At 54.3% G+C, this 12,269-nt stretch carries 11 protein-coding genes; 9 read left to right on the forward strand and 2 right to left on the reverse strand.

Going from position 1 to position 12,269, the window contains the following annotated elements; translation table 11 throughout:
• Nucleotides 1-2 precede the first annotated feature (2 nt).
• The 6 genes from rsmB to EYC98_RS03640 all read left to right on the forward strand — a co-directional run bounded on the left by rsmB (nt 3) and on the right by EYC98_RS03640 (nt 6,776).
• Entirely contained in the window at nt 3-1,307 is a 1,305-nt protein-coding gene (rsmB, locus tag EYC98_RS03615) for a 16S rRNA (cytosine(967)-C(5))-methyltransferase RsmB (protein WP_279243936.1), read from the forward strand.
• Nucleotides 1,308-1,394: 87 nt separating this feature from the next.
• Nucleotides 1,395-2,768 (forward strand): Trk system potassium transporter TrkA, encoded by a 1,374-nt coding sequence (trkA, locus tag EYC98_RS03620; protein ID WP_279243937.1) that lies wholly within the window; start codon nt 1,395-1,397, stop codon nt 2,766-2,768.
• 8 nt (nt 2,769-2,776) lie between these two features.
• The gene (locus tag EYC98_RS03625; protein ID WP_279243938.1) at nt 2,777-4,225 is read left to right on the forward strand and encodes a TrkH family potassium uptake protein; all 1,449 of its coding nucleotides are present in this window, start codon (nt 2,777-2,779) and stop codon (nt 4,223-4,225) included.
• Complete coding sequence (locus tag EYC98_RS03630) at nt 4,222-4,794, forward strand: class I SAM-dependent methyltransferase (protein ID WP_279243939.1); 573 nt, start codon at nt 4,222-4,224, stop codon at nt 4,792-4,794. Before EYC98_RS03625 ends, EYC98_RS03630 begins: the two co-directional genes overlap by 4 nt.
• An 80-nt stretch (nt 4,795-4,874) precedes the next feature.
• Nucleotides 4,875-5,579 (forward strand): SIMPL domain-containing protein, encoded by a 705-nt coding sequence (locus EYC98_RS03635; protein ID WP_279243940.1) that lies wholly within the window; start codon nt 4,875-4,877, stop codon nt 5,577-5,579.
• Between the two features lie 12 nt (nt 5,580-5,591).
• Entirely contained in the window at nt 5,592-6,776 is a 1,185-nt protein-coding gene (locus EYC98_RS03640; RefSeq protein WP_279243941.1) for an alkaline phosphatase PhoX, read from the forward strand.
• A gap of 14 nt (nt 6,777-6,790) precedes the next feature.
• Here EYC98_RS03640 and djlA read toward each other — a convergent pair whose 3' ends face one another.
• Nucleotides 6,791-7,573, reverse strand: coding sequence for a co-chaperone DjlA (gene djlA, locus EYC98_RS03645; protein ID WP_279243942.1), 783 nt, complete (start codon nt 7,571-7,573; stop codon nt 6,791-6,793).
• A gap of 125 nt (nt 7,574-7,698) precedes the next feature.
• Here djlA and glyQ point away from each other — a divergent pair, with 125 nt between their 5' ends.
• Both glyQ and glyS read left to right on the forward strand, forming a co-directional pair.
• A complete protein-coding gene (gene glyQ / locus EYC98_RS03650; protein WP_279243943.1) occupies nt 7,699-8,652 on the forward strand; it encodes a glycine--tRNA ligase subunit alpha in 954 nt (317 codons plus the stop codon).
• Nucleotides 8,649-10,727, forward strand: a complete 2,079-nt coding sequence (glyS, locus tag EYC98_RS03655) for a glycine--tRNA ligase subunit beta (protein ID WP_279243944.1) — start codon at nt 8,649-8,651, stop codon at nt 10,725-10,727. The genes glyQ and glyS overlap by 4 nt, the downstream gene beginning before the upstream one ends.
• A 163-nt stretch (nt 10,728-10,890) precedes the next feature.
• Here the strand turns inward: glyS and EYC98_RS03660 are convergent, their stop codons facing one another.
• Nucleotides 10,891-11,367: a DM13 domain-containing protein gene (locus EYC98_RS03660; RefSeq protein ID WP_279243945.1), complete on the reverse strand. Its 477-nt coding sequence runs from the start codon at nt 11,365-11,367 to the stop codon at nt 10,891-10,893.
• 279 nt (nt 11,368-11,646) lie between these two features.
• Between EYC98_RS03660 and EYC98_RS03665 the strand changes: the two genes are divergently transcribed.
• Nucleotides 11,647-12,249, forward strand: coding sequence for a TetR/AcrR family transcriptional regulator (locus EYC98_RS03665; protein ID WP_279243946.1), 603 nt, complete (start codon nt 11,647-11,649; stop codon nt 12,247-12,249).
• Nucleotides 12,250-12,269: the final 20 nt, after the last annotated feature.

A 12,269-nucleotide genomic window follows, 5' to 3' on the forward strand; every position in this document is an offset into this window, starting at 1 on the left:
TCGTGACTAACACGGCTCGCACCGCTGCCGCGCGGGCTATAGCAGCTACCCTGAGCGGGGCCTCATTGAGTAAAATATTGCCCACGCAGCTGGACACGGTGGCCGCGCGCGAACGCGCGCTGGTGCAACAATTAAGCTATGGCACCTTGCGCAGCTATCACCGGCTGCAGGGCATTCTCGAACAACTGCTTAAAAAACCCCTTAAAAGCAAAGACGACGATATACATGCCCTGCTCCTATGCGGCCTGTACCAACTACTGGAGATGCGTGTTCCCGATCACGCGGCCTTATCGGCAACCGTAGAATCATGCCGGGAACTGGGCAAAAACTGGGCCACCGGTCTGGTCAATGGCGTACTCAGACGCAGCGTAAGAGAGCGCGAGTCACTGCTGGAAAATTTGTCCCCGGCACAACAGGCAAGCCTGCCCCAATGGCTGTTCGAACAAATTCGCAAGGCCTGGCCACAGCAGCTCGCCACTATTATTGCGGCCGCCAATAGCCATCCACCTATGTGCCTGCGGGTTAATCAGCAGCAAGTCTCGACGACGGACTATAAGCTGCAGCTTCACGCTGCCGGGATCAATAGCAGTGTTTGCGCGCTGACAGAAACGGGGCTAAGGCTGGAGACGGCCGTCGACGTTGCATTGTTACCCGGCTTCGCGCAAGGCCATGCCAGTGTGCAGGACGAGGGCGCGCAATTAGCTGCCACCCTATTAAAACCACAACCGGGAGAGCGGGTTCTCGACGCCTGCAGCGCACCGGGCGGCAAGGCCTGTCACTTGCTCGAACAACAGCCACAACTGACTGAGTTGGTAGCGGCTGACAATAGCCCAGAGCGCTTGCACCGCGTCGCAGAAAATTTGCAACGCTTAGCGCTGTCAGCCACCTTGCTGGTAGAGGATGCCAGCAACCCATCCGTTGCACTGGAAGACGCTTCTTTCCAGTCTATTTTGATTGACGCGCCTTGCTCAGGCAGCGGCGTACTAAGGCGGCACCCGGATATCAAGCTGCTGCGACGACCTACCGACATCAAACCACTGGCAGAGCTACAGCTACAAATTCTAACGGCCCTGTGGCCCAAATTGGCAGCCGGCGGCAACTTGCTCTATGTGACTTGTTCAATACTGCCCGCTGAGAATCAACAGGTCGTCGCCAGGTTCCTGCAAGAGCAAAGCGATGCCGAGCACCAACCTTTGCAGACAGCATGGGGGGTTGAATGTGAATTTGGGCGACAACTGCTGCCGCAGGCGGAAGGTGCGGACGGGCTCTACTACGCGCTATTAAGGAAAGCCGGCAGCAGTCACTGACAGCGTGGAATATTACCAGTGCTCTTACAATAGACTGGCTAATTCATTATTGTGGTTGCTGGCGACCATTGCTGAAACTACACAATCATGAAAATCATAATTCTCGGTGCAGGCCAAGTCGGTGGCACGCTTGCCGAGCATCTCGCCATTGAGCAAAACGACATTACCGTTGTCGATAGCAACGCGGAAAAACTGCGCGCGCTGCAGGACAGACTCGATATTCGCACGGTTTTTGGTCACGCCTCGCATCCCAGTACTCTCTATCATGCCGGCGCTGAAGATGCCGACATGCTGATTGCCGTCACCAACAGTGATGAAATCAATATGATGGCCTGTCAGGTTGCCCACACGGTGTACCACACACCAACCAAGATATCGCGCGTGCGCTCACAGCAATATCTGGCCTATACCGATTTGTTTAACAGCGACCACGTGCCGGTGGATGTACTGATCAGTCCCGAGCAATTGGTCACCAAGAGCATCAGTGAGCTAATAGCCAATCCGGGCGCACTGCAAGTACTCGACTTCGCCGATGGGTTGGTCCAATTGGTTGCGGTCAGAGCCTACTATGGGGGCCCATTGGTTGGGCAAGAGCTAAAGGAAATTCGCAAACACATGCCTGACGTCGATACTCGGGTAGCGGCCATTTTCCGACGTGATCATTCGATCATCCCCGAGGGCAACACGGTGGTAGAGGCAGATGACGAAGTGTTCTTTATCGCCGCCAAGAAAAACATTCGAGCGGTCATGGCAGAGCTGCGCCGCGCGGAAAAACCCTACAAGCGGATCATGATTGCAGGCGGCGGCAATATTGGCTCGCGCCTGGCGGAATCGATAGAGGCAGATTACCAGCTAAAGGTCATTGAGCGATCCTACAATCGCTGCCGAGAGCTATCGGAGCAACTTAAACACGCCATTGTCCTCAATGGTAGCGCCAGCGATACCGACCTGCTGGCCTCTGAAAATATCGACAAGACCGACGTCTTTTGCGCGCTGACCAACAATGATGAAGCCAACATCATGATCGCTATGCTGGCCAAACGTATGGGCGCGCGCAAGGTTATTACGCTGATAACGAACCAGGCTTACGTCGATCTATTGCAGGGTGACGAGATAGATATCGCGCTCTCTCCGCAGCAAATTACCATCGGTAGCCTGCTGACACACGTGCGTCGCGGTGATATCTCCAATGTGCACTCGCTACGCCGCGGTGCGGCGGAAGCCATTGAAGTGATCGCGCACGGCGATTCTCGCTCGTCTAAAGTTGTGGGGCGACGACTGGATGAAATAGAACTGCCCGAGGGCGTGACTATTGGTGCTGTCGTCCGCGGTAGCGAGGTGCTCATTGCACACAAACACATCCAAGTGGAAACTGACGACCACGTGATTCTGTTTCTTGTCGATAAGACCAAGGTTAATAAGGTCGAGCGGCTGTTTCAGGTCGGTTTAAGTTTTTTCTAGCGCGCTCTATGCACCCCTCAATCATTCTACGTATTCTTGGCATACTACTGATGCTGTTCAGCTGCATCATGTTAATACCACTGGCCATGGCTCTGCTCAACCACGACGGTGCCGGCGGCGGCTTTCTGACAGCCTTCTTTATCACTCTGATCAGCGGTTTCCTGATGTGGTTGCCGGCGCGCGGCTCCCGCCAGGAACTGCGAGTACGAGATGGATTTCTGATTACCGTTCTGTTCTGGACTGTCCTCGGCGTGTTTGGGGCTTTGCCCTTTGCGCTACTGGACGGCGCCAATCTGTCAGTAACCGACGCCATTTTTGAATCCATTTCCGGATTGACCACTACCGGCGCCACCGTCATCACCGGTCTCGACGATTGGCCCCGTTCACTGCTGCTTTATCGGCAGCTGCTACAGTGGTTGGGCGGTATCGGAATCATTGTTGTCGCAGTTGCGATTCTGCCAATGCTCGGGGTTGGTGGTATGCAGCTGTATCAGGCTGAAACTCCCGGACCCTCCAAAGACAGTAAGCTGACACCACGTATTACGGAGACCGCCAAAGCCCTGTTTCTGGTTTATGTAGCGCTAACCTGTGCCTGTGCACTGGCATACTGGTTTGCCGGCATGACTGGGTTCGATGCTATTTGTCATGCCTTCTCTACCGTTTCCATCGGCGGATTTTCTACCCACGATGCCAGCATGGGTTATTACGAGAGCCCGGCCATTTTCATGGTAGGAAGCTTCTTTATGTTTGTCGCCGCGATCAATTTTGGTCTGCACTTTACCGCCTGGCGCCAGCGCAGCCATTTACCTTATTACAAAGACTCAGAGACGGTATTTTTCGCCGCGGTGCTGACACTCTGTATTACCATCACCTGTCTGATGCTGCTTTATACCCAGACCTACAGCACCTCAGAGAGCCTGGTGCACGGTATCTTTCAGGCGATCTCGATCACCACCACCACAGGCTACGCGACTGCAGATTTTGCCAACTGGCCAAGCTTCCTGCCACTCATGCTGTTGATGTTTTCCTTCATGGGAGGCTGCGCCGGATCTACCGGAGGCGGCATTAAGGCCATGCGCCTGATGCTGATCTACAAACAGGGTCTGCGCGAACTCAAGCAGCTGGTACATCCCAATGCGGTGATTCCACTCAAAATAGGCAATCGTCGCGTAGAAGCCAAAATTATCAGCGCAGTGTGGAGTTTCTTCGCCGTCTATATGGCAGTTTTTATCGTGGTGTTAATCTTGCTGGTCGGAACCGGGTTGGATTTTGAAACCGCTTTTTCCGCTGTGGCCGCCTCGCTAAACAATTTGGGACCTGGTCTTGGCGAAGTATCCAGCCATTATGCCAACGTCAACGACCCGGCCAAATGGATTCTGTGTGCGACGATGCTACTGGGTCGACTTGAAGTATTTACCGTCCTCGTACTATTTACGCCGGCGTTCTGGCGCACATGAGCGCTGCGCAAAAGTGGGATCAACGCTATCGGGATATCACCGCGCCCGGTGCACCCAGCTGGGTACTGACTCATAATCAGCATTTATTGCCAGAGCATGGCAATGCCCTCGATCTGGCCTGCGGTGCCAGCGGCAATGGTTTGTCGCTGGCGCAGCAAGGGCTAACAACATCGGTCTGGGATATTTCGGCAATGGCGCTAAAGCTGCAGCTGCAGTGGGCGCTGGAACAAAAAATCACGCTGCAGACCCTGCAGCGAGACTGTGAAAAACTGCCACCTGAACCGGCCAGCTTTGACGTTATATGTGTAGCTCACTTTTTGCATCGTCCCAGCTGTGCCAATCTGAGCCGGGCTCTAAAGCCGGGCGGCGTGCTTTTTTATCAAACTTTTTGCGCCAACAAGCTAGCAGACTCAGGCCCTTCCAGGGACGACCATCTGCTGCAAGAAAGCGAACTATTGAGCCTATTTTCTGACTTAAAAATACGCTTCTATCGCGAGGACGATCGCTGCGGCGATCTGGATCAAGGCGAGCGTAATCGCGCCTTTCTGGTGGCACAGAAACCACAATAACGTGACCTGTAGCGCGGTTCCCACGCATCGGCTGCGGTATAATGCTGGTATGCTGAAATTTTAGGATGGGAGATATGTCTATGCGATACCTGACCGCGCTGCTATGCAGCATAGCCCTCAGCGCTTGCGCACTGGCTGATGATTCACAACAGCGTTTTGTCAGCGTCACCGGAGAGGGTTTCGTGGAAGCTGTGCCAGACACTTTGACTTTTTCGGTCGTAGCACGCAGCACCGACTCTAGTTTGGAACAAGCGCAGGCTAATACCGCGACTATCATCAATCAGGTACTGGCGGCAGCGCGCAAGACCGGCGTTGCTGAAGACCGCATCGATAGCTCACAGACTCAGGCCCGCCCGGAATACGAATGGCGCAAGCAGGAACGGTACTATCTGGGCCAGACCGTTATCCGTACCGTCAGCTTTCGTTTGACCGATCTCGAGCAGTATCCAGCCCTGTTAACGCGATTGTCTGAGCTAAAACTGAATCAAATCAACTCCCCGCAGCTCAGCCACAGCCAGCAAGAAGCCTTGCAGATGGCGGCGCTCAAGGTGGCTATAGCTGCCGGAAAAAGGAAAGCAACATTGATGGCCAATGAGGTCGGCGCCAGTCTTGGGCAGGCGCTGCAGGTCTCTGAAGGCCGCGCCATGCAGCCACAGCCACGCATGATGATGGCAGAAGCTGCGCGAGCAGATGGTGGTCAGGAGCAGGGTTATAGTTATGCGCTGCAACGTATCAATGCGAGTGTGCAATTGCGCTACGCCCTGAATAGCGCTGACGCGCGCTGATTGCATAGGCCCATGTATTCACGACGCCAACTTCTACAGCAAGCGCTCGCCGCGAGTGCGGGCCTGCTGTCGACCACGGTACTGGGCAGCGCTGCCAATGGCCCTGCGTCGCCACCCGGGTACGGCCCGCTAAAGCCATCAAACGTGCCGGGCTTATTACTCCCTGACGGTTTTACCGGACGCATCGTTGCGCGCTCACAACAGGTGGTACTGCCAGGTAGCGAGTTTGTCTGGCATTCAGCGCCCGACGGAGGGGCCTGCTTTCCAGCCGATAACGGCGGCTGGATTTACGTTAGTAACAGCGAACTGCGCAATAGCCGCGGTGGCGCGAGTTCAATTCGATTCGACCGCGATGGCAATATTGTAGACGCCTATCCGATATTGCGCGGCACCGAGCGCAACTGCGCCGGCGGTGCTACGCCATGGCAGACCTGGTTATCTTGCGAGGAACCCGAGTACGAATTTGAAGGGTTGGTCTACGAGTGTGATCCTTATGGCAAAGTCGCCGCTGAACCAAGGCCCGCTATGGGCTTGTTCTGTCATGAAGCGGTAGCAGTCGACCTGCGTTCCGGCTATCTGTACATGACGGAAGACGTGCCCGATGGATGCCTGTATCGATTTAGGCCAGCACGCTATAGTCGCGGACGCGCCGACCTCGATCACGGTATTCTTGAAGCCGCCTGCGAAACCAGTGACAATCCGCGCGCCATACACTGGCGCGAAGTTCCAGACCCCACGCTTATCAAAGGCACTGCTACCCGCTATCAACTAGACGACGTCATTCGGTTCGCCGGCGGCGAGGGCATTGCCTGGCAGAATGACTCACTGTTTTTTACCACCAAAAATGACAACCGACTCTGGCATTACCGCACCGATACCAATCAATTGACAATTTTGTACTCCGCTCACCGCAAACCTGACGCTGAACTGCGCGGAGTGGACAACGTTACCATTGATGCACTTGGCCAGGTATTAGTCGCAGAAGATGGCGGCAACATGCAAATTGTACTGGTGAACAGCGAGGGCAAAACCGCAGCGCTCATTCAAATTTTAGATCAGGAAGATAGCGAAATGGCTGGCCCTGCATTCAGCCCCAATGGTGACCGTTTCTATTTCAGCTCACAGTGGGGCGCCAGTGGCGGGCTATCAGGTAATGATGGCTTAACCTATGAGGTGACAGGCCCGTTTCGCAGCTAGCTGAAAACTGCGCCTCACGCTGATTTTTTAATTAATTCGTATGCCGCGGTTATTTCTTGTGACTTTTCAGTAGCGATCTTGACCATCGCTTCCGGCACACCGCGTGCGATCAACTTGTCCGGATGATTTTCACTCATCAGCTTACGGTAGGCGCGTTTGACCGTCCGCTCATCGCTATCAGGGGCAACGCCCAAAGCCCGATAAGCATCGCTCAACATATCCGCATCAGCGGACCCGGATTCCCCAAAACTGTGAAAATGACTCTGCGCCTCGATCATTCCCAGCAAATGGTTAAAGGCGACCTGGTCAAAGCCCATCTGCCGTGCGCAGGATTCCATCACTTGGCGCTCATTCCGATCTATCACACCGTCGGCCAACGCCATCGTGATAAGGAACATCAACAGAGTCTGGTTCAACTGACGATGGCCCTGGCTGCGCTCGAGAAAGCTGGCAATGGCCGGTTCTATCTGAAAGTCAGGCTCAGCGCCCTGCTTGAAGTAGTCGATAGCAGCCTGTCTCTGGCTACCCTCTATGCCCAGCTGAGTCATAATATGCTCAGCCTGGGTGATCTCTTCCGGGCTGACTCGGCCATCCGCCTTGGCAATAACCCCGAGCAGGGTAAAACAGGTTTCGGAAAACTGCTGCCTAATCGCGTCTAACTGCTCGGGGGAGGTAAAGGCGATGTTGCGCGCCAATCCACGATCAAAGGCATGCCCGACTAACAGGCCTAATACCAGACCTACCCAGCCCAGCAGCAAAAAACCTAATAATCCGGCAATCAGTTTTCCAAAAAACATGAGGCGTTATTTCTCCAGCGATTCGACATCGCCAGCCACAGCGAGAAGGTCCAATTCAGAGTGCGTATTATGATGTCTAAAGAGAATGTATAATAGTGGGCTTTTTTGCTGTAGCAGGATTACCGGTGACAGATACCACCCCCCAAATAGATACCTTCCAAGGCCTTATACTCGCTTTGCAGCAATACTGGGCGGCTCAGGGCTGTGTGGTGCTGCAACCGCTGGACCTTGAAGTAGGCGCTGGAACCTTTCATCCGGCCACTTTTCTGCGCGCTATCGGACCAGAAAGCTGGAATGCAGCTTACGTTCAGCCCTGTCGCCGTCCCACTGACGGACGCTATGGCGAGAACCCAAACCGACTCCAGCACTACTACCAGTTTCAGGTCATTCTGAAACCTTCGCCAGCCAACTTTCAGGAACTGTACCTACAATCTCTGACCGAATTAGGCATTGACCCCGGCATACACGATATACGTTTTGTCGAAGACAACTGGGAATCACCCACGCTTGGCGCCTGGGGGCTGGGCTGGGAGGTCTGGCTCAACGGTATGGAGGTGACACAATTTACCTACTTCCAACAGGTTGGTGGTCTGGAGTGTTTCCCAGTGTCTGGTGAAATCACCTATGGCCTGGAGCGCATCGCAATGTACCTGCAGGGCGTTGACAGTATCTACGATCTGGTCTGGACCGATGGCCCGGCCGGCAAGGTGACCTATGGCGATGTGTTCCACCAGAACGAAGTTGAAATGTCGCATTTCAATTTTGAAGAGGCAGACGTCGACAATCTGTTTGCCCAGTTCGATCACTGTGAAGCCCAGTGCCAACAACTACTGGATCGTGATGAACCGCTGCCACTGCCAGCCTATGAACTGGTCATGAAGGCTTCGCATGCATTCAATCTGCTGGACGCGCGTCACGCCATCTCAGTCACCGAGCGCCAACGTTTTATTTTGCGCGTGCGCAGTCTGTCCAGAGGCGTTGCTGAGGCCTACTATCAAACACGCCTTAAGCTGGGCTTTCCTCTGGCGACTGAGGAGCTGCGCGCCCAGGCCCTTGATCAGCAGGAGGCAGCATCATGAGCTCCAGTAATCTGCTGATCGAAATAGGCACTGAAGAGTTACCCCCTGGTGCGTTACAAAAATTGCGTGACGCCTTTGCCAAAGGCATCGTCGCGGGGCTGGAGGAACACAGCCTGAACCATGGCAAGCTGCAAAGCTTTGCTTCCCCACGGCGGCTGGCCGTCATGATAGAAGCGGTGCAGGAACAAGCGGCAGACCGCGAGGTTGAAGCATTAGGCCCACCGGCGGACCGTGCCAAAGAAGCCGATGGTAGCTGGTCGAAAGCAGCGCAGGGTTTTGCGCGCAAGAACGGTGTAGAACCGGAGCAACTGCAGGAAATAGAAACCCCCAAGGGTATACGACTAGGCTTTCGCAGCATCGAAGCCGGGCAAAGTGCCGCTGCCTGTTTGGCCGATATCTTCAACCAGAGTGTCAGTCAGTTACCCATTCCCAAACGCATGCGCTGGGGAGCCACACGTACAGAGTTTGTGCGGCCAGTGCATTGGATTGTTATGTTGCTGGGAGACACCGTCATAGAAGCAGAAGTACTCGGCTTTAAATCAGGAAACACCACCCACGGCCATCGGTTTCATAGTCAGGGCGAACTGACCATAACGCAGCCGGAGCAGTACGCTGAGTTATTGCGCTCGCACTATGTCATAGCTGACTTTGATGAACGCCGCGAACTGATACGCAAACAAGTGAATGAACAGGCTGAACTGCACGATGCCGTTGCTGTCATCGATGACGACCTGCTGGATGAAGTCACTGGCCTGGTAGAGTGGCCAGTCGCTCTCACCGGCTCATTTGAAGAACGCTTTTTGCAAGTGCCTGCTGAGGCCTTGGTGTATTCCATGAAAGAGCATCAGAAGTACTTTCATCTGGTCAACACCGATGGACAACTTCTCCCCCGCTTCATAACCATCTCCAATATTGAAAGTAAGGACCCAGCCCAGGTCATCGACGGTAACCAGCGGGTCATTCGGCCGCGGCTGAGCGACGCCGACTTTTTCTTTAACAGCGACAAGAAAATCCCGCTGGCAGATAGAGTCCCCAAACTCGAGAGCATCGTGTTCCAGCAAAAGCTGGGTACGCTGCTGGATAAATCTCGACGCCTGGAAACTTTGGCAGGGCTCATTGCAGACGCCAGCGGCTGTAACCAGGCTCAGGCACAGCGTGCTGCATTGCTTGGCAAAACTGACCTGATTACCGATATGGTCAGCGAGTTTGCCGATATGCAGGGTATCGCAGGACGCTATTACGCTCTTCATGATGGTGAAGACGACGTTGTCGCTGACGCTATCGAACAGCAGTACTGGCCTCGTTTCGCCGGTGATCATTTGCCGGCCAGTGCGGTGGCCTGCTGCGTAGCGCTGGCAGATAGACTGGATACGCTGGTGGGTATTTTTGGCATTGGTCAGGCACCCACTGGCTCACGCGACCCATTTGCACTGCGCCGCGCCAGCTTGGGTGTTTTGAGAATAATGGTTGAGCGAGAGATGCCCCTGGACCTGCGCCAGTTACTGGAGCAGGCCGCGGCTCAGTACCCGGCAGACCTGATTGCCGCCGGCACCGTAGAAGCGGTGCTAGACTATATGCTGGATCGGTTTAGGGCCTGGTATGAAGACGAGAACATACCGGTGCAGGTGTTTATGTCAGTCGCTGCCAGAAAGCTGTCACAACCACTGGATATACACCGCAGGGTGCACGCTGTGCACAGCTTTGCCGCGCTAGCGGAAGCTCAGGCGTTGGCTGCAGCCAATAAGCGAGTTTCCAATATACTAGAGAAGCAAGGCAATGATACCGAAGGATTGAAGGTAAGTGAGGGCTTACTTCAAGAGCCTGCTGAACAAGCATTGGCGGCCGTGATCAAGGCCAAAACTACATCGGTTGCCGCCTTGCTGGACAGCGGAGATTATGCCGCCAGTCTGGCTACATTAGCTGACCTGAGGGAGCCTGTGGACGCCTTCTTTGATCAGGTAATGGTTATGGCAGACGATTTGGAGGTGCGTAATAACCGCCTGCTACTGCTGCAATCATTGCGTGAACTGTTCCTGCAGGTGGCCGATATTTCCCACCTTGTGGTGACTCGCTAGCTGTCACTTAAGGCGCCGAACTCTCGGCGCCAGGCCTCGAACCAACACCGCATATCCTCAGGACTCTGCATCAGTTTCTGCATCTCACCCAGCGCTGTGACGTACGCTGGCTCCTGGGTCAACTCACTTAAAAACCAGCGGCCGAAGCAAGCACGGTGTAGTGCTATCGATACTCGGCCGCCGTGATGAACTGACCGAAAGATTCGCACCAGATAATGATCGCGCGAAACTCATCAACTTCAATAGACCCGGGTATCGACACCACAAAGTTATCAAAGGTACGCACATCAGCAACCTGAACCATGCGTGATTTCAGGCGCAGAAAATCAGCTTCTGTCTCAACAAATTCCGGCGATAGGTAAAGTTTATAATCAGGGCCAGGGGCAAGCTTGCCCATCAATGCGATGCTATTGGCAGTGATCGTCACGGTACCTTCGCCCCAATGCAGCCCATCACTATCACGCAATTCCCGGACGAACTCGGTCACGTAAGTTGCCTCGGCAGCGGCAACTTGAACCTCGGCATCACTGGGTGCTGGTGGCGCGGTCAAAATAGGCAGGGCGTAAATACCCATGGCAAATCCGACAGCAGCGACAACACTGTGCGAAACAATTAGCGCGAGCAAAGCACGTACATTCATTTATCTATCCTAATATCATTGCAACAGTTGGGATATTCGCCGCTGCTGTATTTTCCGACATACTACTCCAGACCCACTCCTTTCAACCACGCTTTTTGAGTACAACAGTTGGGGCAACAGACAATAGGCTGCTAGTACTCTCTTAATCTGCCACCCAATCCGACTGGCGACTGTGTTACAGCTGATGTTACACTTGTAACTACAGGTGTCTAGACGCCATTCTAACTGGCTTTACGTCCATTTGCATTTTTCAGCTCGCGGCCTTCAGAGGAATGACCCATGTCCGACATTCAAACCTTCAGGCGCCGTATTAGCCCAGAGCAACAACAGCGGCGCGAGCTGATACTGGGGCAAGCCACGCTATTGGTGCAGGCGCAGGGACATGAAGTAGCGATGGAGGCGGTAGCAGCTGCCGCTGGAGTTTCGCGCACCACCCTGTATCGGTATTTCACCTCCCGAGAGCACCTGCTCGCTGAAGTAACGCTTCTGCAGGCTCAAAATCTGCTCAATAATTTGATTGTGCTACCACCTGCGGGGCATACCGTAGGTGAAAAGGTACAAGACCTGTGCCAGAGCATCGCTAGTCTCGATAGAGAAAACGCGAGACTGTTGGGCGCGTGTATCCATAACCTCTCTTCGCGGGACCCCGCGGTGCTGGACAGTTTTGCGGCCATAGAAGGGCTTGTCTCGCAAATGTTCACTACCGTATTGCGCCAAAGCGTTCCCAGCCGCTGGCTTAATGTTGAAACTGTCCTGTTTCGCTACCTGTTTGGTAGCCTGGTATTGGCGACAACCGACAAGATCAATTACTCAGCACTGGCAGAAGATATGGCCGCCTTATGCCGGTCTCTGCTTGGTGATGCCTGGTGGGAACCCGCATAAAAGAAAGACAGAGCTTTCGA

Origin of the sequence: Candidatus Litorirhabdus singularis, assembly GCF_026262625.1 — a bacterium.
GTDB classification, from domain to species: domain Bacteria; phylum Pseudomonadota; class Gammaproteobacteria; order Pseudomonadales; family Halieaceae; genus Litorirhabdus; species Litorirhabdus singularis.

Bases quoted from the DNA above. Each gene is read 5' to 3' on its own strand.
- trkA (WP_279243937.1), top strand. From the start codon at position 1,395: ATGAAAATCATAATTCTCGGTGCAGGCCAAGTCGGTGGCACGCTTGCC.
- EYC98_RS03625 (WP_279243938.1), top strand. From the start codon at position 2,777: ATGCACCCCTCAATCATTCTACGTATTCTTGGCATACTACTGATGCTG.
- EYC98_RS03630 (WP_279243939.1), top strand. From the start codon at position 4,222: ATGAGCGCTGCGCAAAAGTGGGATCAACGCTATCGGGATATCACCGCG.
- EYC98_RS03635 (WP_279243940.1), top strand. From the start codon at position 4,875: ATGCGATACCTGACCGCGCTGCTATGCAGCATAGCCCTCAGCGCTTGC.
- EYC98_RS03640 (WP_279243941.1), top strand. From the start codon at position 5,592: ATGTATTCACGACGCCAACTTCTACAGCAAGCGCTCGCCGCGAGTGCG.
- djlA (WP_279243942.1), bottom strand. From the start codon at position 7,573: ATGTTTTTTGGAAAACTGATTGCCGGATTATTAGGTTTTTTGCTGCTG.
- glyS (WP_279243944.1), top strand. From the start codon at position 8,649: ATGAGCTCCAGTAATCTGCTGATCGAAATAGGCACTGAAGAGTTACCC.
- EYC98_RS03660 (WP_279243945.1), bottom strand. From the start codon at position 11,367: ATGAATGTACGTGCTTTGCTCGCGCTAATTGTTTCGCACAGTGTTGTC.
- EYC98_RS03665 (WP_279243946.1), top strand. From the start codon at position 11,647: ATGTCCGACATTCAAACCTTCAGGCGCCGTATTAGCCCAGAGCAACAA.